We start from the raw sequence: 21,507 nt of genomic DNA on the forward strand, positions 1-21,507 counted from the left end.
GTTTGAAGTAATCGAGTAAAGCGCGACGCTCGCAACGGTCGCGACGGTGTTTTGAGGGGTACTCCCAGCACCGTTGCGACCGTCGCAACCGTCGCGGAAAGGAAAAAACGGGGTGGTATTTTGCCACCCCAGCTTCCAAGGGCCACGCTGTTTCACGGTTGGCCCAAAAACAATAGGGTGGAACGATTTGTTCCGCTCCTTAGAAGCGTTTGGAGAACGCGTAGCCACAGAATGAAATTCTGTATTCAGAAGGGGTTTGGGGGCGCTGTCCTCAACAAGCAGACGGCAGGAAATGTGAGTGTGTATTAACACTCGCATTGCTTGCCGGATTTGTGTGTGGCTATCCACACGCATTGCTTGCTGCTATAATCTTCGCTCTAGACACAATCTTTCTGGTGTGAGAAGAAAAGATGTTTTAAAGCAAGTCAATCGTTGAGAGAAGCGCCTTCGCATACTGTTTTCCGGTGCTTTCTAGGCCGTTTTCGGTTACACCGAAAATCCAGAATAGAAGTAGCGCTATATTTGATGAGAAGGCAATGTAATTGCTGATAGGTATTTGAGAAAGCGATTCAGAGCAAAACAGTGAGTATGCGGCAGTAAGACCCCCAAACACAATGCACAGTATAATTCCAGTTGTCTTATTGGAATAGAGTGTCCTGTAAAAGCCGTAGTTAATATTTTCCTCCAAAATTAAAGAGTTGGCTCTAGTTTTTTCTCTCAAATATCGAACAGCACTCTCACAGCACTGATAAAAGCTTTCGCTGGTATCAGGGTGTTGAAAGCCAGAAAATGATTGATCAATTTCTGTGAGTATTCTATAGTATCGTTTTTTGGAAGAGGGATTAAGAGTATCGTCATCTGGCATGAGAAACTGTGCTGCATAATTTTTGAACGGAAGATTTTTTTGGTAGATCTGCCTCTGCACAATTGGAAGGTAGTTCGTAAATGCCAGAAGGACAGCAATTAGGACAGTAGAAGAGGCGAGAGTAGCTATTTCTTGAAAGCAAAGGAAAATTGTAATCGCCAATGGGGCTAAGACGATAATGCTGGCGCTCAAACGAACGCGAATATGGTAGGTGTCGAGTAGTTGTAACTTCATATAGACTCCTTATTAAAGACGATCATAGGCTGATTGGATGCGCTCTTTTATACCTCCAGATGCGTTATAGAGATCAAGTTCAGCATCGGAAATATCGAATTCAAATCCATAGGGTCTGCCATCCCGAAGCAGGCAGTAATCCTGGTAGATATCAGGTACATAGACTTCTTTTTCCGCCGTGAATTTCTTGAAGTGACGCCCCATACAGCTGGTAATGACAATGCAACGTTCTGGAATCTGCTTGATATAAGCACCCAGATAATCCTGAACCTGATGCGTATGTCCTGTTATAAAAAGCACATCAGGGCCTTTGGTCCCCAAGGGAACCAAAGGGATGTAACTTCCTTCCGGTTTTCCCGGAAGGAAGTACAACTGAAAAATATCATACAGGTATGCTTGACGTCCATTTAGCTCATTGAGCTGACTTTGATGTAGTAGATATCTCATAATCAAATCCCACGGAAATAGGATCGGGTAGGCTGTGTGACCCGGAAAGAGGAGGAGGTACAGGTCTGATCGCCATCCAGCGTATAGAAAATTGCGTGTCCACGAGGATGCGCAGCTTTCAGCTTTGTAGATCCTCCATTTGTGGCTCCGGTATTGTCAGAGACAAAGTAAATGGTACTGTTATCCTTGCAACCAAAGATTTGCTCAGCCTGATCCAGCTTTCCGTGGTGAGGGAGCTGGATAGCGGAATGGGATTTTACCGAGTTCTCAATCGCTGCAAAGCTGCTGTCGCCGGTAAGAAGCAAACGCTTCCCAGGACCAAAAGCTATGGAAAGTTGGGTGCTCACGGCGTTTACGATGGTTTCCTTGTCAATGTCGTCGCTCTCCCTGCTGTCAATCCTTTTGGCAACGGCATCGAGGGAATACTCTTTGTCGGGCCCTGGAATTGTGATTTCATCGGCTACCAATGTGTCTGTAAAGATGTCTTTGAGGATGACCTGCTCGGAGAGAGAATAGATATTGTCATAAATTTCTGCAATCCGTCGAGCAATGGAATCTCGTGTGCGGCGCTTGTCGTTGACTCGGTCCAGAAGTTCATCCTTATACTTTAGTAAAAGAAGAGTATAAACCTCGGATAGAACTCCTTGATCAATGAGATAAGGAATTCCGTCGAAGTGGTCTGCGTCGTTGTGGGAGAGAACAAGCTTTGCTTTGGAATAGGCATGTTCGTCCATGTACTCGACAACTCTGCGGGCATGTTCTTCGCATCCGCAGTCGTAGATGACGAGCTCTGAACCGTTATCCACCAGGATGCAGTCGCCGTTATTTTTACTAGGATCGGTATAGCCGCTTGCGCTCAGAAAAGTTACTTCCATAATAATTCTCCTTTATTCGCAGTTGTTTGGCCCCTTATTTGACAGGACTCCATCTGGCCGGCTTCAGAGGAGAACAGGAAATAGAGGGGCTTTTGGATGATGACAGTATACACAAGAGTGAAATATATAGATAGATAATAAAGTAAAGTAACTGGTGGTAAAAATAAATATAAAATATATTATTGTAAAGCGATTGGTGGTAATTATGGTGCCTGTATGGTATAGTTATAGTGAGGTTGTTATGGGAAGAGGTGTGCCATGGCTAAGCGTATTTTTAGGCGAGAAGATGAGGGGCGAACAGAATTGCTGGGCCAGGCCGAACTCTTCGTTCAAAAGGGGAAAGGCAGTGATACCTACTATAACGCCTGGCTGCATGATCCGGAAATTGAGTACTGCCCTCGCTGTGGAAGCGATGCGGTAAAAACGCAGGACCTGTTCTCCAAAACGTATATGGATCTGGTTTCTGATGGTGAAAAGAAAAAAGTGATCCAGCTGGAGTATGAGTTTTATAAATACAGGTGTCTCAATAAAGATTGCAAACATATTTTTTCCAAGCCAGTGTGTTTTGCATCCCGGCGAGATAATGTGACATTCCGTCTGGAAGATGAAATTGCACAACAAGTACTTAGCGGTGCCAGCTATGCGCAGATTGCAAACCAGCTATCCGGATCAATTTCCAGGCAGGCTGTTGGCCAGATTTTCAATCGCTGGGTACGAAAAAAAGAAGCTTGCCGCAAAACGGCAATGCTTCCTTCTAGATTGGCGATTTTGTCCGGAAAAACGGACAAGGATCAGTATACAATATTTCTTAACGTTGATCATGGTATCCGGGTCTATGACATTGTTTATGGCGTCAGCTCTGCTGATATTGCGGCAGTGCTTTTGAAAGACGGAGTTCCTAATGTGCAGGTAGTCCTTTCGGACTGCAACCCTATTATCGTGGATGCAATACGAGGTTATTTGCCGAGTGCTCTCCATATCATTCCAGTGGAGTATTGGTTTTCCCTTGTCACTGCCGACTTTGCTGAATTTGCCCATGAAAAACTGAAATGGAGTTCAGTAAAAGGAAAAGATACCCTAATTATGATGCCAGAGGGAGATCTTGGCTATCGGGTAAGCGATTTGCAGCGGCTATTAGATAGCCGACCTGGTATCAAAACAGCTTACGACGATTTCAATCGCCTGCGGAATATCATTGCTAACCGCGACGAGATGTGGGTATTTCGTGAGCTGGAAGAATGGCTGAATTCCGCAGACCCGGAATTTCAGGAAGCGATGTCCGCAACGAAATTTCAGTTGCAGACGTATAAACAGCAGATAGCATCCAATGTAGAGCACAGAGAACTTGTGCCGGAGCGACTGTATGCCCTTACTTCCAGATTGGAAAACCTGATTTCCAGTATGCGCACCTTTTCAGATGAAGTTTTGAAGGCACGCATTTTATACACTGTCGAGGCGGATTTGGAACACTGGAGCGGCGTACTACTTGAGGATGTCCTGGCCGTTTTTGATCAACAAGTACATAGCAATGGAGGAAATGAATGATGAGTCCCAGTGAACAGAAAATTAATGAAGTAGGCCGGCGTGCGCAGGAAAACGCAAACCTGATCTGGAACGCCGCCAACTCCCTTTTTGGCGCCTTCAAGCCCCATGAATATGGACTGGTAATCCTGCCCATGTGTGTGATCAAGCGCTTTCACGATTGTCTCCTTCCCACACATGATGCAGTGCTGGAGGCAAATAAGCAGTACGAGAGCTTTAGAGAACTGAAAGTCGGTTTTTTGAAAGAGGCTGCTGGCTATCAGTTTTATAACACCAGCAAATATACCTTTTCAAAGTTGATTACTGATCCCGAAAATATCGAGGATAATTTTCGGGATTATCTCGTGGGCTTTTCCGATAATGTACAGCAGATTCTTTCCCGTATGAACTTCCAGGCGCAGATAGATCGCATGGTTGAGGCGGGCGTGCTCTATCAGGTCATTGTGGATTTTTCCGCAGAAGATCTGGACATGAGTCCCAACCGTATTTCCACAGTGGATATGGGCTATATTTTTGAAAATCTGGTGCAGCGGTTCTCTGAGTCCTACAACGAAGAGGCCGGAGCCCATTTTACCAGTCGAGATATCATTTACCTGATGTGCGACCTGTTACTGACCGACAACGATATCGTAAAGGATGACGACGGAATCCACTGCACAGTTTATGATATGACCATGGGCACTAGCCAGATGCTGACCTGCATGGAAGAACGACTAAAGCAGCTGGACAGCAAGGCCACCGTGCAGACGTTCGGTCAGGAAATTAACCCATTTACCATGGGAATTGCAGTGGCAGATACCATGATCCACGGCGGTGACCCAGACAATATGCAGTTTGGCGACACCTTGTCCGACGATAAATTTGCCGGCTATCAGTTTGACTTCGTGATTTCCAATCCCCCCTTCGGTATCGACTGGAAGCGCGAAGCTACTGTGGTGGAGGCTGAGCATAAAAAAGGCGAAGCGGGTCGCTTTGCCCCTGGCCTGCCCAGTAAAAGTGACGGGCAGATGCTGTTTCTAATGAACGGCGTAAAAAAGCTGAAAGGAACTGGACGAATGGCGATCATTCAGAACAGCTCTTCTCTTTCCACTGGCGATGCAGGGAGTGGCCAGAGCAATATTCGCCGCTATCTGATTGAAAATGACTGGCTGGATGCAATTGTACAGCTTCCCAATAATTCTTTCTATAATACTGACATTGCTACCTATATCTGGATTGTCAACAAAGACAAGCCCCAGGAACGCAAGGGAAAGGTTCAGCTCATCGACGCCAGCAAGTGCTGCCAGTCCCGCTGGAAACCCATTGGAAATAAGCGGGTGGATATCTCTGAGAAGAGTCGTACCATGATTGTACAGGCGTATGGGGAATATTGTACCGAAACCTATGAAGATGCGGGAGAGGATGGAAAGCCTATTGTCTGCAGGAGCAAGATTCTAGACGGTATTTCATTGGGCTATCGCAAAGTGATGGTGGAAACCCCGGTTTATAATGAGGACGGCACCTCTATTTTGAAGCGCGGGAAAAAAGTAGCCGACGCCGCCAAACGAGATGCGGAAAATATCCCGTTGACCGAGGAAGTGGAGGAGTACATCTCCCGTGAGGTGCTGCCATACAATCCTGACGCATGGGTGGATGAGAGCAAAACAAAGATTGGCTATGAGATTCCCTTTACTCGAATGTTTTATGAATATACTCCCATCGAACCCAGTGTAGATATTGCGGCCCGCATTGCAGTACGCGAACAAAATCTGATGGCAGAGTTACATAAACTGTTTGGAAAGGGGGATTGACAGCCCATGATTGATAAGAGTGAATCTGGAATAGGTTTTGGTAGTGAGTGGCTGGGCAATATCCCTTCCTCGTGGTCAATGGTTTTGCTTTCTCAAGTTGTCAGTCAAGTGAAAAACAAAAACTCTGACTTATCAGAAAAGAATTTACTGTCGCTTAGCTATGGAAGAATTAAACGAAAGCCAATTGATATGAGTGGAGGATTACTTCCAGCCGCCTTTGATGGATATAACATTATAGAGAATAATGATATTGTCCTGCGATTAACAGATTTGCAGAACGATCATATGAGTTTGCGAGTTGGAATTTCCACTGAAAAAGGTATTATTACTTCAGCGTATATCACTATAAGGCCTAAAAATTCAAAAACAGCAAAGTTTTTATACTATTTGCTCCATACATTTGATATACGAAAAGGTTTTTATGGTATGGGGTCTGGCGTTCGTCAAGGATTGAATTATGACGAAGTGAAGAGATTGAAAATTCCGTTTCCTGCAGAAGATGAGCAGACTGCTATTTCAATCTTTCTGGATAATGAGATTACGCGTTTGGATAGCATCATATCTGCTGCCAAAGCCAGCGTTGAAGAGTACAAATCCTGGAAAGCATCCATTATTTTTGAAGCGGTAACCAAGGGCATTAATCCAGATGTGGAAATGAAAGATTCTGGCGTTGAGTGGATTGGAGAGGTTCCTAGTAGTTGGCATATCACAAAAATTAGAAATTTTGTTTCTATTCGATCTGGTATTACGCTTGGAAAACAATATCCGGAAGGAACACAGCTAATTCCACGGCCTTATTTGAGAGTTGCGAATGTTAAAGCCGAGTATTTAGACTTAACTGATGTGGCTACAATTATGGTTACAAAAGAAGAAGCCGAAAAATATGCTTTGTCGCCAGGAGAGCTGCTTATGACAGAAGGTGGTGACCGAGACAAGTTAGGGCGTGGCACGATATGGAATGGTGAAATTCCAGAGTGTTTGCATCAAAACCATGTTTTTGCTGTACGAGTCAATGAAAAGTATATGCTTACGGAGTACTTGAGTTATTTAACAGCTTCTCCGGTCGGACGAGTATATTTCGATATAACAGCAAAGAAGACAACAAATTTAGCAAGTACAAATTCGACAACAATTCTGCAATTCACGGTTCCTGTGCCTTCGCTGGAGGAGCAGCAGAAAATTGTTGAGATGCTGAACCAAAAGTGTGCCTCCATTAATGAAATAATTGATGAAAAGCAAAAACTCATTGACGATTTAGAAGCCTACAAAAAGTCCCTGATTTTTGAGGTCGTGACCGGAAAAAGGCGGGTGGTCTAATGAAAAACGAAGAATACAATATTAAGCTCGCCGCCTATATTGAGCAATTACAGGAATTACGGAAGGAAGCCGTGTCACTAGCGACAGGCATCATTGGCGAAACCCTATGTATGGATGATTTGTTTTTCTGTGCATCTGTTGACAGATGTATTCGCTTAATCGATGGCCTGATTCCCATGCTTAAAGATCGGAATTTGACTTGTGCCGGAGTCCTTCTCCGCATACAGATGGATAACTGTATGCGAACCTATGCTGCATTTATTGCCGAGGATCGAAATGCGGTTATTCGGTGTATTCTCGATGGAACTCCCATCAAAAGTCTGAAAGATGCAAAGGGCAATAAACTGCTTGACGGATACTTAAAAGATGAAGTGGCAAAAATAGATCCCATCTTTTCTAAAGTATACAACAATGCCAGCGGATATGTTCATTTATCGGAAAAGGCATTCTATCAGACCGTAGATTCTTGTGATAACTATGAAATTGGAATACAGATAGGACAACCGCTCCCCGAAAAAAGGAATGCACCATTGTTGGAGGCGGCAGCTGCTTATATTCATTTTGTCAATCTACATTTTAAGATGCTTCAGGCGGTTGTTGAAAGCAAGCAACGCTTTGATGCATCCCAGACTGAAAATGAATCGCAGGAGGTGTAACGATGGCAGATAATGAAAAGCAATTTGAACAGGATATAGAATCCTTTTTGATTTCTCCCAAAGGCGGCTGGCAAAAAGCCACGGACGCAGGGTATCGAACCGGGTTTCAGCGCGATTGTACAGGAGTTTTTACGGAAAACTATGCTCTGGATATTGAGACGCTGTGTACCTTTGTCAAGAATACGCAGCCAGTGCAATGGGCACTGTTTGAAAAACGCTGCAAGAGTGATCCTCAGAAGAAGTTTTATAAGGCCTTTCAAAATGCGGTTGACATGGAGGGCCTGGTCAATGTCCTGCGCCACGGCTTCAAGCACCGCGGCCAGGAGTTTAAGGTTATCTACTTCAAACCTGAGACGAAACTGAATCAACTGGCCTTGACCCACTACAAGGAAAATATCTGCCAGTGTATCCGCCAGTGGCATTACAGTCCGCGCAATAACAATAGTGTGGATATGATGCTGGCTGTCAACGGAATTCCGCTGGTTGCCATCGAATTGAAAAATCAGCTGACCGGGCAGACCATTGACAATGCCATCACCCAGTGGATGACAGACCGCGATCCACGTGAGGAGGCCTTTCAGTTTAACCGCAGAATCCTTGCTTATTTTGCAGCGGACCTGTATCGAGTAGCCATGAGCACTCGACTGTTGGGCCCCAAAACATATTTTCTGCCATTCAACCAGGGGAGCAATGGTCCTGGTGTAGACGGTGGAGCGGGGAACCCACAGAACCCCACTGGTGGCTATGTGACGGCTTATCTGTGGGAAACAGTGCTCCAAAAGGATAGCTTTCTTGATATCCTACAAAAGTTTATCAGCTATCAGAAAGAGGTTAAGAAAACGACCTTGCCCGATGGAAAGGTTCGCACGGACACCACCGAAAAGATCATTTTTCCCCGATATCATCAGCTGGACGTTGTCCGGAAATTGGTTTACCATACGAGAGAACACGGTCCCGGACACAATTATCTGATCCAGCACAGTGCCGGCTCTGGCAAGTCCAACAGCATTGCTTGGACTGCTTATCGCCTCGCCAGTCTGCATGATGACGAAAATCGGGCCATTTATAACTCAGTCATTATTGTTACGGACCGGAAAGTACTGGACAGTCAACTGCAAGATACCATCGACAGCTTCGACCATACGCTGGGCAGCGTGGTGTTGATTGACGAAAAGAAGAGCTCCAAAGATCTGCTGAAAGCAGTCAATGACGGGAAACGGATTATTGTCACGACCCTTCAGAAGTTCCCAGTCATTTACGATCTTGTAGGCGATACAACGGGCAAAGCTTTCGCCATCATTGTGGATGAGGCCCATAGCAGCCAAACCGGCCAGAGTGCAATGAAGCTGAAAATGGCTTTGGCAGACACTTCTGACGCTTTGGCGGAGTATGCCGAACTGGAGGGAAAAGCGGAAGAGGAGCTGGACGCTTCCAATGACAAATTCCTGAAAGAACTGGTTACTGCCGGGAAGCACAGCAATCTCAGCTTTTATGCCTTTACAGCCACTCCCAAGGACAAGACACTAGAAATTTTTGGTGAGGAATGGCCGGACGGTACATTCCATCCTTTCCATGTGTACAGCATGCGGCAAGCCATTGAAGAGGGCTTCATTATGGATGTGCTTGCAAACTACACTACCTACAAGACTTGCTATAAAGTGGCAAAAAATATACCCGATAACCCGGAGGTACCCGCATCCAAGGCGATGAAGTTAATTCGCCGGTATGCAGAACTGCACCCGTATAACATTGCCCAAAAAGCAGCTATTATCGTAGAGACCTTCCGCGAAGTGACCAGCAAGGCAATTGGTGGCAAGGGAAAAATGATGGTGGTGACAGCCTCACGGCTTGCTGCTGTCCGCTATTTTTATGAGGTTCAACGATACATTCGCCAGCAAGGCTATGATAGCCTTCAGGTGATGATCGCATTCTCCGGCAGCGTTACAGACCCGGATATTCCGGACTCCGAGTACACGGAAAGCACAATGAACAAGGATGCAGACGGAAACCGAGTAACCGAAAGTCAGACAAAGGCTGTTTTCCATGAACAGGGAGACGTCTTGATCGTTGCGGAAAAATATCAGACGGGTTTTGACGAGCCGCTTCTGCATACAATGATCATTGACAAAAAACTGCGTGATGTGAAGGCGGTACAGACAATTAGCCGTTTAAACCGGATTTGCCCCGGCAAAATTGATACCTATGTGCTTGACTTTGTGAACACTGCGGAGGATATTCAGGAGGCTTTCCAAGCGTTCTATACAGAGACCAGCCTGGAATCTGAAATCAATGTCGATTTGATTTATACCGCACAGAAAAAATTGCGGGAGTACAAGCTTTACACCGATGAGGACATCGACCTTGTTACATCGATCTACCTTGACCCTGAAAACAATAAGAATAATGTGGCCTTGCAGGGAAAGATTACAAATGCTTTGCTGCCGGTTTCGGAACGCTATAATAGCAATTTGGATCAGCAGCAGCGCTATGAATTCCGCCGGCAGATACGCAGCTTTGTAAAGTGGTATAACTATATCACTCAGATCGTCCGAATGTTTGATAAAGACCTGCATAAAGAATATATTTTTTGCAGCTATCTCTCACGCCTCCTGCCTAGTGATGAAACAGAAGTGTGGGATCTGGGAAACAAGGTTGCATTGGAGTACTACAAGTTAGAGGAAACATTTGCAGGCTCTATTTCGCTAGAGAAAGATGCATCTGGTCAATATGAAACGCCAACTATGAAAAAGGGATCTGCCAAGCAAGAGAGCAAAAGTCAGCTTGAGGAAGTGATCGAAAAATTTAATGAGCACTATGCAGGAGAAATCACAGAAGGCGACCGGATACTTGCGGAGATTCTCATGAGTAAGATGTCCAAGGATGATGTGCTGCGAAAGTCTGCCCAGCAGGATGGAGAACAAATTTTCGTGAACAGTGTGTTTTCTAAGGCCTATGACAAAACCGCAATGGATGCTTACAAGGAGAGCAGCCAGGCATTCAGCGTTTTGTTCAGCGATCCTAAGAAATATGCTGCGCTGAAGAGTGCATTGGCCGAAATTATGTATCGTGAGTTTTGCCAGATGTGAGTTTTTCGTAATCATAGATAAAAAAGGAGCATTCCTATGGATGGGAAGAGAATTCAGGAGTATTTGTCAAAAGAGGCAAAGGCTCTGCTAACTGTATATAGACAATTTCAAACTCTACTTCCTGCCGATAATGAAGATGCCGCCTATCATAAAGGCGAAGATGGAAGGTATATTGAAAGCTTAATTAGTGAGTACTTGAAGAGATATTTGCCAAAAGATCTGGAAGTCCTAACAGGATTTATTTTGCGTCCTGCAGTTAAAACTGGAATTAATAATAGAGCGCGAAAAAAAGATGAGGATACTCATTCTACGCAGTTGGACATTATTGTGTACGATAGTTGCCACTATCCAATTTTCCAAAGATTTGGAAATAATGTGATTGTACCCCCAGAAGGTGTGATTGCAATCATTTCTGTCAAGAAAAAATTCGGTCAAAACGATTTTAAAAATGAAACAGAAGCACTTAAAAACGCGGCTAAACTGTGCAGATATTCCACAGAGTCTGGTGAAAAAGTTAGAGGACCCTTTTTGGGCATGGTAGCTATGCATTCCATAGAAAAAGTACGGACTTCTACTCCAGAGTGGGTATTTGAACAGATCAAGCCGGTTTATAATTGCGCCGAAAATGACACTTTTGATGAAGCTGTTGGTGTGATTACAAATATCGAAGGATGGAGTGTTTTTAAGCGTAGGCCAACGGGTAATAATACGAAAGCAGAATATATTGGATTTATACATAAAACAAATGAGGAACATTTCGGCCTTCAGTTTTTGCTTACAGGGATTTTAAGTGTTTATTACGATCCAACAAGAAATGTGCGAGAGCGCCCGGGATTTACCGCATTTCCGTCGGGACGAGATGCGGATTTTGTTCTTGGGGAAATACCAATTAATGGGTTGAGGTGAAAGAGGGAGAAGAAAATGCCGATGTGGTTATGTCGCGCCGGACGATACGGCGAGTTTGAAAATAAATTTCTCGAAGATAATAGGGTATACTGTACTTGGGACAATCTCTCTGAATCAATCATGCAGTTCCCTACCAAGCAGGACTTGCAGCAATATTTTGTGGACAACAATCCAGATGTAAAGGTCAAAACAGCGATGAACTGGGCAAGCCAAGTATGGCCGTTTGCCCATGAGATGAAAAAGGGAGAGATTGTTGTCCTGCCCAGCAAGATCAAGCCTGTAATTCATTTCGGCAAGATTACGGGGGATTATGAATTCTTGCCTAACAACGACAATCCCTATTATCACGCTCATCAAGTAGATTGGTTTGCCTGCGACATCCCCCGCACGGCTTTTGACCAGGACATCTTATATTCTTTTGGGGCATTTATGACCATTTGCCGTATTAAGCAAGAAGATCGTATAAAAGCGGTCATTAATGCACATAAGCAGGGAAAGAAAGCGCCCCAAATTATTCCGCAAGAGCCGCAGGATGATGAAGAAGCACGAGATATTGAAAATGAAGCATTGGGCGTTATCACAAACCTGATGATCCAAAAGACCAAGGGGCATGGTTTAGCTAAAATCGTAGATGCCATTCTTCGAGCAAAGGGCTTTACTACATACGTCAGCCCGGCCGGACCGGATAAAGGTGTGGATATTCTGGCTTCTGCGGGCACACTTGGTTTTGGAAGCCCCAAAATCTGTGTTCAGGTTAAGTCCACGGACGCGCCGGTGGATCGGATTGTTCTGGGTCAGTTGGGCGGCGTGATGAAAAACTTTGGTGCCGAATATGGCTTGTTAGTTTCCTGGAGTGGGTTCAAATCTTCAGTCATCAACGAGACGGCCAAACAGTTCTTTGAAATCCGGCTTTGGACCCACAAAGAAATTATCGAGGAGTTCCTGCGATACTACGACCAGATGGACGATGAAATCAAAGAACTAATCCCTCTCAAAAAGATTTGGGTTGTGAGCAATGATGATCAATAATTAAAATGTTTTGATGAAGAATCCATTGTATGATATAATCAGTCTGTAAGGTGTAAATCATCCTCAATTTACTGGCAACACCATGGCAACAAAAAATCAGATAGCCTCTACTATCTGAATAATGAAAAGAATACCAATACTCTGGCCAAAATCCCATAAGCAAATCTGTTTAGAAAACTTCTAACAGGAGCGAGTGGGAGTAAGCCAACAAAGCCGGCAAAGCATTGCATCGCAATGCTTTGCCGGCTTTTATAGTGCGATATGGAGGTAAAGTGGAAATCTGGCAGAAGAATCCGACAAAGCAGATGAAACGCAGCCTGCAATGTGATATAATATGGTCCGTTAAGCAGGGGCGATATGGGGACCGCTGTTTCCCTGATTTTTGCCATGCTCTACTCTTTCTGTTAAAGGATGAAACCGTATGATTCAATATGATCCTCAACGCCGTACCATCACGCTGCACACCCGCAGCACCAGCTATCAGATGAAGATCGATGCCACCGGCGTGCTGCTTCACACCTATTATGGTGAGAAACTGCGAAAGGGAGATCTTTCCCGGCTGATTTGCCCCGAGGACCGGGGCTTCTCTCCCAACCCGGACGAGGTAGGGATGGATCGCACTTGGTCGCTGGATACTCAGCCCCAGGAGTATTCTTCCAGCGGTGTGGGTGACTTCCGGCAGCCTGCCCTGGAGGCCGACCTGGCGGATGGCAGCCACATTGTGGACCTACGCTACATCAACCACACGGTTGCCGAGGGCAAGTATGCGCTGGAGGGTTTGCCCGCCTTTTACGGTGAGGGTGTGACTGCCCAGACGCTGACCGTAGAACTCCAGGACAAGTGCAGCGGCCTGACGGTGGAGCTGCTGTATGGCGTTCTGGAGGAGTACGATATGATCACCCGGGCCGTCCGGGTGCGCAATAACGGGGCCGCCCCCATCTGGCTGACCCGGGTAACCTCCGCCTGCCTGGATTTCCCCGTTGGCAATCACGATTTCATTACCCTGGGCGGTGCCTATGCCCGGGAGCGCGAGCCGGTACGGACTGCCCTGACCCAGGGTGTCCACACCGCGGGCAGCGTCCGTGGTTCCTCCAGCCACCAGCAGAACCCCTTCCTGGTACTGTGCGATCCGGATACTACCGAGGATACTGGCCGCTGCTGGGCCATGGCCCTGGTGTACTCCGGTAATTTCCAGGCTTCGGTGGAGTACACCCAGTTCCATGAGACCCGGATGACCATGGGGATCCATCCGTTCCACTTCTGCTGGCAGCTGGCGCCCGGCGAGACCTTTACCGCGCCGGAGGCCGCTATGGTGTTCACCCGGCAGGGCCTGGGCCATATGAGCCGCCTGTTCCACCGGGCCATCCGCCTTAATCTGTGCCGGGGTCCCTGGAAGGATGCCCGCCGTCCCATCCTCATCAACAACTGGGAGGCCACTCTCTTCGACTTCGATGCGGACAAGATCTATTCCATTGCCCAGGCTGCCAGCAAGGTAGGCGTGGAAATGATGGTGATGGACGATGGCTGGTTCGGCCAGCGCAACGACGATTTCGGCGGACTGGGGGACTGGAACGTCAACCAGGAGAAGCTGCCCGGCGGACTGGCACCTCTGGCAGAGCGCATCAAGGGCCTGGGTATGAAGTTCGGCATCTGGGTGGAGCCGGAGATGGTCAATGAGAATTCCGACCTCTATCGGGCCCACCCTGACTGGGCCTTCCAGGCCCCCGGCCGTCCTGCCACCCGGGGCCGGTACCAGCTGGTGCTGGACCTCACCCGTGCCGAGGTGCGGCAGTATATTCTGGACAATCTGCGGACCATGCTCAAGAGCGCTGACATCTCCTATGTCAAGTGGGACATGAACCGCAGCCTCACCGATGTGTGGAGTGCTGGTCTGCCCGCTGAGCGCCAGGGCGAGGTGTACCACCGCTTTGTGCTGGGCGTATATGAGATCCTGGAGGCCCTCCATCAGGAGTTCCCCAATCTGCTCATTGAGGGTTGCTCCGGCGGTGGCGGCCGGTTCGACTGCGGGATGCTCTACTATACCCCCCAGATCTGGTGCTCCGACAACACCGACGCCATGGACCGGCTGCGTATCCAGTACGGTACCTCCTACTGCTACCCCTGCTGTACCATGGGTGCCCATGTGTCCGCTGTACCCAACGGCCTGACCCACCGGTCCACTCCCCTCCATACCCGGGGCGTGGTGGCCGCTGCCGGTACCTTCGGCTATGAGCTGGACCTGAATGAGCTGTCTCAGGAGGAACTGGAGGAGGTGGCGGTCCAGATCGACGCCTTCCGGTCCTACTGGGATGTGGTGATGCGGGGGGACTATTACCGCCTGACCGACCCCTTCCGGCATGAAAGTTTCTGTGCCTGGATGCACGTCTCACCCGACCGGGAGCGGGCGGTAGTCAGTGTGGTCCAGACCCAGCGCCACGCCAATCCGGTGCGCCCCCTGCTGCGGATGAAAGGCTTGGACCCGGACAAGGACTATCTGGTGGAGGGTAAGGTATACGGAGGCGACGAGCTGATGTACGCGGGACTGGCCCTCCCGTTCCTGGACGAGTGCCAGGCGGTACAGTATCAGATCAAAGCGGTATAAAAAAGAGGATCTGCTGCATTGTGCAGCAGATCCTCTTTTTTCATTGGTTACTCCAGCACCCAGGCGGCGGCCTGCCAGGGCTGGAACTCCAGCGTCCCGGGGACGGCGGGCGCTTCATCCCAGTTGGCGATGAGCAGACGGCTCTTCCGGCCCGCCAGCTCTTCCGGCAGGGCGAAGGCCGCCGACTGGCCGGACAGGTTGCACACGGTGAGCAGGGTCTTGCCCTCCAGGGTGCGCAGGTAGGCAAACAGCTGGGGATGGTCCGGCAGGATCAGCTTGTAGCTGCCGTACACGATGAGCTCGCTGTCCGGGGAATTGCGGCGCAGGGCGATGAGCTTCTGGTAGTAGCGGAACACGGAGTCCGCCCGGCCCAGCTGTTCCTTGGCGTTGATCTCCCGGTAGTTGGGATTGACCATGATCCAGGGATCGCCGGTGGTAAATCCGGCGTTGGGGGAGTCGTCCCACTGGAAGGGGGTGCGGGCGTTGTCCCGGCTCTTGTAAGCGATGGCCTCCAGCAGTTCCTCCGGCTGAAAGACGCCTCGGGCGGTGAGGTCATGGTAGGCGTTGATGGACTCCAGGTCCCGGTAGTTCTCAATGGGCCCAAAGGGCACGTTGGTCATGCCCAGCTCCTCCCCCTGATAGACGTAGGGGGTGCCCTGCATCAGGTGGAGGCAGGTGGCGATGCACTTGGCCGACAGTTCCCGATACCGGGGGGAGTCGTCTCCCAGCCGGGAGACGATGCGGGGCTGATCGTGATTGCAGAAGTAGAGGCTGTTCCAGGCCACGTCCTCCAGCTCGTTCTGCCACCGGGACAGCAGCTTCTTGAGGGCTACCAGATCGATCTTTCGGGTACTCCATTTGCCAGTGACCGCGTCGCCGCCGTCCAGGTCCACGTGCTCGAACTGGAATACCATGTTCAGCTCGGTGCCCTGGGCGTTGGCGTACTGCTTGGCCTGGTCGATGGTTACACCGGCGCACTCACCCACGGTGAGCAGGTCATACTTGGAGAGTACCTTCCGGCGCATCTCCTGCAAATACTCGTGGACGTGGGGGCCGTTGCAGCAGCCCAGATTGCAGGAGGCATAGGGGGCGCCGCCGGTGGGCATATCGGGCAGACCCTCCCGCTTGGAGATCATGGAGATCACGTCCATGCGGAAACCGTCGATACCCTTGTCGCACCACCAGGTCATCATGTCAAAGACGGCGTTACGCACCGCTGGATTATCCCAGTTCAGGTCGGGCTGCTTGGGGGAAAAGCAGTGGAGGTAGTACATATCGGTGGCGTCATCATAGGTCCAGGCGGAGCCGGAGAAGGCGGAGCCCCAGTTGTTGGGCTCTTTACCCGCCTTGCCCTCCCGCCAGATGTAGAAGTCCCGCTTGGCGTTGTCACGGGATTGGCGGCTCTCCACAAACCAGGCGTGCTCGTCAGAGGTGTGGTTGACCACCAGATCCATAACGATCTTGATTCCCCGGGCGTGGGCCTCGGCCAGCAGGCGGTCAAAGTCGGCCATGGTGCCGAACTCCTCCATAATGGCCTGATAGTCGCTGATGTCGTAGCCATTGTCGTCGTTGGGAGAGCGGTAGACGGGGGAGAGCCAGATCACATTGGCGCCCAGCTCCTTGATGTAGTCCAGTTTGCTGGTGATGCCGCGCAGATCGCCAATGCCGTCGCCGTTGGAGTCACAGAAGCTGCGGGGATAGATCTGATAGATGACGCTCTCTTTCCACCATGCTTTGTTCATGACCAATCACTCCTCCGTGTGCAGGTACCAGGCAAAGCCGTAGGGGTAGAGCTTTACCTGCCTGAGATCATCAAAGGTCCCGCCGTAGATCAGCTCCTCAAAGGGACCCTGGTCAGCGTTGGAGACGGTGACAAATTCCTGGCTGAAATTGAAGAAGGCGATGAGCTTGCGGCCCTGGTACCACCGGCCGATGCCCAGCACCCGGCTGTCCCCGGTGTCAAAGGTCCACATCTCCGCCCGGGCGTCGAAGGCGGGCTCTGCTGCCCGCAGCTCCTCCAGCCGGCGCAGGCCGATGAACTGCTTGCCCTGGCGGGTGGTGGGATCGTGGCGCATCTTGGCCAGGTCCCACTGGAAGTCGCCCCGGTGGATGTAGCGGCTGTCGTCCCACTTCTCGCCGTCGTGGTGGTAGGAGTAGTCGTTGAGCTGCCCCACTTCGTCCCCGCTGTACAGCACGGGGATGCCGCTCTGGGTGAGCATCCAGGCGTGGAGCATCAGGTCGCAGGAGATTGCCCGCTCCAGCTTGAAGGGGTCACGCTCATAGTCGGCGGCCTCCACGCCGCACAGGGAGGCGGTGGTGCCGCACAGCCGGGCGTCGCCCAGCCGGGGATCGTCGTTGTAGAGTTCGCCCCGGCTGTTGCTGCCGGGCAGCTTACCGGTAAAGAAATCATTGAGATACTTCTTGTGGGCGACCTCGTCGGTGCCGAAGTGCTCCTTCAGCCAGGGGTAGTCCAGGCCCCAGCCGATGTCGTCGTGGCAGCGCAGATAGTTGAGGAAGAGAAAGTCCCGGGGCAGGGCGCACACCGCGTCCACCTGGTGGCGCAGCAGGGACACATCGGCGGTGGCCAGGGTGTGCCAGGTGGTGGCCATGGTGGTCACGTTGTAGAGCATATGGCATTCCGGTTTGTCGGTGGAGCCGAAGTAGGGAGCCACTTTGGCGGGCTCCATGACCACTTCGCCCAGCAGCAGCACGCTGGGGCAGACGATCTCGCACACCATGCGCATCATCCGTACCAGGGTGTGGACCTGGGGCAGGTTGCGGCAGTCGGTGCCCAGCTGCTTCCAGATGTAGGGCACCGCGTCCAGCCGGATCACGTCGATACCACGGTTGGCCAGGTAGAGCAGGTTCTCGGTCATGTCGTTAAATACCATGGGGTTAGCGTAGTTCAGATCCCACTGGTAGGGATAGAAGTTGGTCATGACCACCTGCTTGCAGTCGTCCAGCCAGGTGAAGCTGCCGGGGGCCGTGGTGGGGAAGACCTGGGGCACGGTCTTCTCAAACTCCTGGGGGATATCCCAGCTGTCGTAGAAGAAGTAGCGCTCCCGGTAGCCGGGCTCGCCTGCCCGGGCCTTTTTGGCCCACTCGTGGTCCTCGCTGGTGTGATTCATGACGAAATCCAGACAGAGGCTGATGCCGTCCTTCCGGCAGGAATCCGCCAGGTGCTCCAGGTCGGCCATGGTGCCCAGCTCGGGCTGTACCTTCCGGAAGTTGGAGACGGCGTAGCCGCCGTCGCTGCGGCCCTTGGGGCTCTCCAGCAGGGGCATCAGATGGAGATAGTTGACCCCGCACTCCTTCAGATAGGGCAGCTTCTCAGCCACCCCATTGAGGGTGCCGGCAAAGGCGTTGGTGTAGAGCATCATGCCCAGCAGCTCCCGGCGGCGGTACCAGTTGGGGTCGGCTTCCCGCTGGGCGTCCTGCACCCGCAGGTCCGCCTTGCGGTCCTCCCAGCTCCGGCGGAGCATCTGGGTGAAGTAGTCAAAGGCGCCCAAATCGCCGTGGTACAGCTCGCAGTAGAGCCACTTCAATTCATCGTAGTGACGGGCCAGACGGTGCTCAAAGACGGAGGAATCTTCTCCGATCCCCACCTGGGCGGGGGTCAGGGGCGCTGCCGCCTTAGTTTTCTTTTTGGGTTTGGACACCTTGGGGGCGGCTGTCTCCGCCGCCTGCTGGATCAGCCGGTCGGTCTGTCCGGCAGTGGTCGGGGCGGCTTCCTTGGTCTGCTTACGCTTCATGGGCGTTGTCTCCTTCCTCCAGCTCCGCCATGGTGGGCATGGCGGGAATGGCTCCGCTGCGGGAGCAGGTCTTGGAGGCCGCCCGGTTGGCAAAGGCAAGGATGGCTTCCAGTTCCGGGGCAGTCAGGCCCTCCAGAGGCTTTTCGCCCCGGCTCACCAGACGGCTGAGCACTGCGCCCAGGAAGGTGTCCCCGGCGCCGTTGGTATCGGCCACAGTAGTGGCTACGCCGGGCACCAGGCCGGTCCGGCCCTGCCAGCGGTAAAAAGCGCCCTTGTCGCCCAGGGTCACAAGGATCAAGCGAATCCCTTCAGCCTCCAGCCGATGGGTTCCCTCTTCGGGGTCGTCGGTGCCGGTGATGAGAGGCAGCTCCTCGTCGGACAGCTTGAGCACGTCCACCAGGGGCAGGGGCTTCTTCATCCACTCTACCGCCTCCGCCTGGCTGTTCCACAGGGCGTCTCTGTAGTTGGGATCGTAGCTTACCAGCACACCGGCCTCCCGGGCTCTCTGTGCGGCAAAGAGGGTGGCCTCCCGGGCGGGACCGGCGGTCAGGCTGACCGAGCCAAAGTGGAGCACTTTGCTTCTGGCGATCAGCCCAGTGTCCACCTCTTCCGGCTTCAGGTTGCAGTCTGCCCCCCGCACAAAGCGGAAGGAGCGCTCGCCGGTGTCGGACACGGCCACCACAGCCATGGTGGTGGCAGCATCGTCGGTCCGCAGGCCAGACACGTCTACCTGGTTCTCAGTCAGTACCCGGGTCAGGTAGGCGCCGAATCCGTCCTGGCCTACCTTTCCGATAAACGCGGTATTGGCCCCCAGCCGGGCGGCAGCAACTGCTACGTTGGCAGGTGCGCCACCGGGATTGGCGGCAAACAGCGGTACCTTTTGCTCATTGACCCCGGTCTGGGTCAGGTCGATCAATACTTCTCCAATGGCGGTAATATCCATCATGGACAATCCTTCCCTTTCTCCTTGAAATAGGTCCTCAGCCGTCCTCCCTGAGGGTAAGCAGCTGCTCCACCGGACCTTCCAGCCGGTCCTTCAGGCCGTATACCACATGGCTGACCACATAACGGCCGCCGTCCACAAATATCTCAATCAAATGGTCGTCTACAAATACATCCAGCCGGCAGCAATCCTCGTCCAGCGCCGGAGTCTGGGCGGTGGTCCGATAGTTGGGCAGATGGGGGAATACCTGGCTGCGGTCAGTGACGATCCGGCCGTCCTCCAGCGCAATGCGGTAGCCGCACACGTCCAGCACGTCCCCGGACCGAAGGGTGGTTTTCAGCCGGAAGGGACGGTTCCGCACCGCCTGGTCCCAGCTGCCGTCCACAGGACGGAAAAGCCCTTCCACATTGGGATGGGGGACAAAGCAAACCTTGCCCTGCCGCAGCTCCAGCACCCGGGGCAGGCTCATCATGCCATTCCAGGGTCCCCGGCCGTCCCCAGGGTCCTCTGCCGCCTGGGGCATCCGCATCCAGGCGATGAGCACCCGACGGCCCTCCTGATCCACAGCGGTCTGGGGGGCATAGAGATCCAGACCATAATCTACAAACTGCATCGGCCCCTTGAGGGCCAGGGTGCAGGTCCGGTGGTCGAAGTCCGCCAGTCCCCACATGGCATGATGAGCGTATTCGAGCTCCGGCTCGGTGACGCCCATGGGGGAGCCCAGGAGCACAAATTCATTCCCCAGCCGGAACAGGTCGGGGCACTCCAGCATGGTGCGGAATTCGGGGGAGGTATACTGGTTCATATAGGCCCAGTGCAGACAGTCCCGGCTGCGGTAAAAGAGGGCCTTGCCCTGCTCCTTGCGGAAGGTGCTGCCCAGGATCATGTAATAGAGCCCGTCCTGTTCCCATACCTTGGGATCTCTGGTGTCCTTGGGATCGCCTATGGATTCGTCGGCCAGCACCGGGATGATCTGACGCTTGGCTCCCATGTTGTCAAAGGTCCGGCCGTCGTCGGAGATCACCATGGCCTGGCTGGTCACGAAGGAGTCGTCGGGCGGAATGTGGATGTCCTCCTCGTCCTGCTTGAGGTAACGCACGGCGGAGTAGTACAGGCAAAGCTTTCCGTCCAGCTCCAAGGCGCTGCCCGAAAAGACGCCGTTCTGATCGTAGCCCTTGGTGGGGTAGAGGGCCACCCCCAGGTGCTCCCAATGGACCAGGTCGCGGCTTACCGCGTGGCCCCAGTGCATGGTGCCCCACCGGGGGGCATAGGGGAAGTGTTGGTAAAAAAGGTGGTACTCGCCTCGATAATAAATAAAGCCGTTGGGATCGTTGATCCAGTTTCCCGGCGCTTTCAAATGCAGGGTATCTTTCCACATGGGTGTGCTTTTTCTCCTTTCCCTGTAGCCCCTGGGGGCAATGCTGAAAGCCAGTATAACCGAAATTCTACCACAAGGGCAAGAG

15 protein-coding genes are annotated in these 21,507 nt (G+C 51.5%); 8 read left to right on the forward strand and 7 right to left on the reverse strand.

Going from position 1 to position 21,507, the window contains the following annotated elements; translation table 11 throughout:
• Positions 1-415: 415 nt before the first annotated feature.
• Genes IHN22_RS00310 through IHN22_RS00320 form a run of 3 tightly spaced genes read right to left on the reverse strand, consistent with a single transcriptional unit; the run spans position 416 to position 2,421 of the window.
• The gene (locus IHN22_RS00310) at positions 416-1,099 is read right to left on the reverse strand and encodes a hypothetical protein (protein WP_191432995.1); all 684 of its coding nucleotides are present in this window, start codon (positions 1,097-1,099) and stop codon (positions 416-418) included.
• A gap of 12 nt (positions 1,100-1,111) precedes the next feature.
• On the reverse strand, positions 1,112-1,546 hold the full coding sequence (locus IHN22_RS00315) for a hypothetical protein (RefSeq protein WP_191432996.1): 435 nt from the start codon (positions 1,544-1,546) through the stop codon (positions 1,112-1,114).
• A 2-nt stretch (positions 1,547-1,548) separates the two neighbouring features.
• On the reverse strand, positions 1,549-2,421 hold the full coding sequence (locus IHN22_RS00320; RefSeq protein WP_191432997.1) for an MBL fold metallo-hydrolase: 873 nt from the start codon (positions 2,419-2,421) through the stop codon (positions 1,549-1,551).
• A gap of 258 nt (positions 2,422-2,679) precedes the next feature.
• On the opposite strand from IHN22_RS00320, the gene IHN22_RS00325 reads away from it, so the two are divergent.
• The 8 genes from IHN22_RS00325 to IHN22_RS00360 all read left to right on the forward strand — a co-directional run bounded on the left by IHN22_RS00325 (position 2,680) and on the right by IHN22_RS00360 (position 15,349).
• Entirely contained in the window at positions 2,680-3,966 is a 1,287-nt protein-coding gene (locus IHN22_RS00325; protein WP_191432998.1) for a transposase, read from the forward strand.
• Positions 3,966-5,753 (forward strand): type I restriction-modification system subunit M, encoded by a 1,788-nt coding sequence (locus IHN22_RS00330; RefSeq protein ID WP_191432999.1) that lies wholly within the window; start codon positions 3,966-3,968, stop codon positions 5,751-5,753. The genes IHN22_RS00325 and IHN22_RS00330 overlap by 1 nt, the downstream gene beginning before the upstream one ends.
• Positions 5,754-5,759: 6 nt before the next feature.
• Complete coding sequence (locus IHN22_RS00335) at positions 5,760-7,070, forward strand: restriction endonuclease subunit S (RefSeq protein WP_191433000.1); 1,311 nt, start codon at positions 5,760-5,762, stop codon at positions 7,068-7,070.
• The gene (locus IHN22_RS00340) at positions 7,070-7,726 is read left to right on the forward strand and encodes a hypothetical protein (protein ID WP_191433001.1); all 657 of its coding nucleotides are present in this window, start codon (positions 7,070-7,072) and stop codon (positions 7,724-7,726) included. The genes IHN22_RS00335 and IHN22_RS00340 overlap by 1 nt, the downstream gene beginning before the upstream one ends.
• Positions 7,727-7,728: 2 nt before the next feature.
• Positions 7,729-10,812, forward strand: a complete 3,084-nt coding sequence (locus IHN22_RS00345; protein WP_191433002.1) for a type I restriction endonuclease subunit R — start codon at positions 7,729-7,731, stop codon at positions 10,810-10,812.
• Between the two features lie 36 nt (positions 10,813-10,848).
• A complete protein-coding gene (locus tag IHN22_RS00350) occupies positions 10,849-11,718 on the forward strand; it encodes a DUF6602 domain-containing protein (protein ID WP_191433003.1) in 870 nt (289 codons plus the stop codon).
• 15 nt (positions 11,719-11,733) lie between these two features.
• On the forward strand, positions 11,734-12,747 hold the full coding sequence (locus tag IHN22_RS00355) for a restriction endonuclease (RefSeq protein WP_191433004.1): 1,014 nt from the start codon (positions 11,734-11,736) through the stop codon (positions 12,745-12,747).
• A gap of 421 nt (positions 12,748-13,168) precedes the next feature.
• Positions 13,169-15,349, forward strand: a complete 2,181-nt coding sequence (locus tag IHN22_RS00360) for an alpha-galactosidase (protein ID WP_191433005.1) — start codon at positions 13,169-13,171, stop codon at positions 15,347-15,349.
• Between the two features lie 47 nt (positions 15,350-15,396).
• On the opposite strand, the gene IHN22_RS00365 is transcribed toward IHN22_RS00360, so the two are convergent.
• Genes IHN22_RS00365 through IHN22_RS00380 form a run of 4 tightly spaced genes read right to left on the reverse strand, consistent with a single transcriptional unit; the run spans position 15,397 to position 21,422 of the window.
• On the reverse strand, positions 15,397-17,091 hold the full coding sequence (locus tag IHN22_RS00365; protein WP_191433006.1) for a glycoside hydrolase family 13 protein: 1,695 nt from the start codon (positions 17,089-17,091) through the stop codon (positions 15,397-15,399).
• 6 nt (positions 17,092-17,097) lie between these two features.
• Positions 17,098-19,101: an alpha-amylase family protein gene (locus IHN22_RS00370; RefSeq protein WP_191433007.1), complete on the reverse strand. Its 2,004-nt coding sequence runs from the start codon at positions 19,099-19,101 to the stop codon at positions 17,098-17,100.
• On the reverse strand, positions 19,091-20,047 hold the full coding sequence (locus IHN22_RS00375) for a carbohydrate kinase family protein (protein ID WP_191433008.1): 957 nt from the start codon (positions 20,045-20,047) through the stop codon (positions 19,091-19,093). The genes IHN22_RS00370 and IHN22_RS00375 overlap by 11 nt, the downstream gene beginning before the upstream one ends.
• 34 nt (positions 20,048-20,081) lie before the next feature.
• Entirely contained in the window at positions 20,082-21,422 is a 1,341-nt protein-coding gene (locus tag IHN22_RS00380) for a glycoside hydrolase family 32 protein (protein ID WP_191433009.1), read from the reverse strand.
• Positions 21,423-21,507: the final 85 nt, after the last annotated feature.

It is taken from the genome of Flavonifractor sp. An112 (genome assembly GCF_904377885.1).
GTDB classification, from domain to species: domain Bacteria; phylum Bacillota; class Clostridia; order Oscillospirales; family Oscillospiraceae; genus Flavonifractor; species Flavonifractor avicola.

Bases quoted from the DNA above. Each gene is read 5' to 3' on its own strand.
- IHN22_RS00310 (WP_191432995.1), bottom strand. From the start codon at position 1,099: ATGAAGTTACAACTACTCGACACCTACCATATTCGCGTTCGTTTGAGC.
- IHN22_RS00315 (WP_191432996.1), bottom strand. From the start codon at position 1,546: ATGAGATATCTACTACATCAAAGTCAGCTCAATGAGCTAAATGGACGT.
- IHN22_RS00320 (WP_191432997.1), bottom strand. From the start codon at position 2,421: ATGGAAGTAACTTTTCTGAGCGCAAGCGGCTATACCGATCCTAGTAAA.
- IHN22_RS00325 (WP_191432998.1), top strand. From the start codon at position 2,680: ATGGCTAAGCGTATTTTTAGGCGAGAAGATGAGGGGCGAACAGAATTG.
- IHN22_RS00330 (WP_191432999.1), top strand. From the start codon at position 3,966: ATGAGTCCCAGTGAACAGAAAATTAATGAAGTAGGCCGGCGTGCGCAG.
- IHN22_RS00335 (WP_191433000.1), top strand. From the start codon at position 5,760: ATGATTGATAAGAGTGAATCTGGAATAGGTTTTGGTAGTGAGTGGCTG.
- IHN22_RS00340 (WP_191433001.1), top strand. From the start codon at position 7,070: ATGAAAAACGAAGAATACAATATTAAGCTCGCCGCCTATATTGAGCAA.
- IHN22_RS00345 (WP_191433002.1), top strand. From the start codon at position 7,729: ATGGCAGATAATGAAAAGCAATTTGAACAGGATATAGAATCCTTTTTG.
- IHN22_RS00350 (WP_191433003.1), top strand. From the start codon at position 10,849: ATGGATGGGAAGAGAATTCAGGAGTATTTGTCAAAAGAGGCAAAGGCT.
- IHN22_RS00355 (WP_191433004.1), top strand. From the start codon at position 11,734: ATGCCGATGTGGTTATGTCGCGCCGGACGATACGGCGAGTTTGAAAAT.
- IHN22_RS00360 (WP_191433005.1), top strand. From the start codon at position 13,169: ATGATTCAATATGATCCTCAACGCCGTACCATCACGCTGCACACCCGC.
- IHN22_RS00365 (WP_191433006.1), bottom strand. From the start codon at position 17,091: ATGAACAAAGCATGGTGGAAAGAGAGCGTCATCTATCAGATCTATCCC.
- IHN22_RS00370 (WP_191433007.1), bottom strand. From the start codon at position 19,101: ATGAAGCGTAAGCAGACCAAGGAAGCCGCCCCGACCACTGCCGGACAG.
- IHN22_RS00375 (WP_191433008.1), bottom strand. From the start codon at position 20,047: ATGATGGATATTACCGCCATTGGAGAAGTATTGATCGACCTGACCCAG.
- IHN22_RS00380 (WP_191433009.1), bottom strand. From the start codon at position 21,422: ATGTGGAAAGATACCCTGCATTTGAAAGCGCCGGGAAACTGGATCAAC.